The sequence below is a fragment of the Staphylococcus sp. 231237_7MaSpsaltlick genome (assembly GCF_043107035.1).
Genome location: NZ_JBICNX010000255.1, coordinates 1 through 634, shown reverse-complemented (window position 1 = coordinate 634; position 634 = coordinate 1). Strand labels below are relative to the sequence as shown.

Here is a 634-nt window from a genome sequence, read left to right as displayed (position 1 = left end):
CAACCATAGTCGTCTAGAGTATCAATTTGATAATCTAAACTTTGATCTCGTGTTGAAACACGTGAATATCCTATTTTAGCCATTTTAATTCCTCCTTCCTCTCCTAATATATTATGACTTCCCGGTAACGGTGTGTTTTCTAAATATCTATTGCTCAATAAAGTGCAGATGCTTAGCTATTAGAACAAGTAGAAAAGATAATAAATAGTATAGATATTCCAACTATTTTGCATTCTTACGCACTATGATGTTATAATGCAATTAACAAAGATATCTGCATTTGATGCACCAAACCCCTCACTATTGCGAGTAGTGAGGGGTTTTTAGTGCGGTTATGTCGCCTATTTACTTATCGTTACGCTTACGTAACCAATGTGCAAACAGCGCAACGATACAACCACTGATGACTGTGGTCGTGATGTGAACAAAGATATCTGTCATTTTTAGCACCTCCTCTCTACGTCAATTGACGCCTGAGAGATAGGCGACTCCATTATTATACCATCTGTAAATCCACAAGCATATGTGCTTCCGATAAGTTGAAATATGTAAAATCAGACTATACTTTTTAAATTTTTTCCTCTCTACATAGTCACATTATGAATAAAAAACAACTAGATTTCTACTTATATAC

1 protein-coding gene and 1 pseudogene are annotated in these 634 nt (G+C 35.0%); both read right to left on the bottom strand.

The genetic code is table 11. From position 1 onward, the window contains the following. Positions 1 to 83 (bottom strand): annotated as a pseudogene (locus ACF91D_RS31305) (recombinase family protein); the annotation flags it as partial. Positions 84 to 345: 262 nt separating this feature from the next. Beyond that, on the bottom strand, positions 346 to 441 hold the full coding sequence (locus ACF91D_RS31300; RefSeq protein WP_115337982.1) for a type I toxin-antitoxin system Fst family toxin: 96 nt from the start codon (positions 439 to 441) through the stop codon (positions 346 to 348). Positions 442 to 634: the final 193 nt, after the last annotated feature.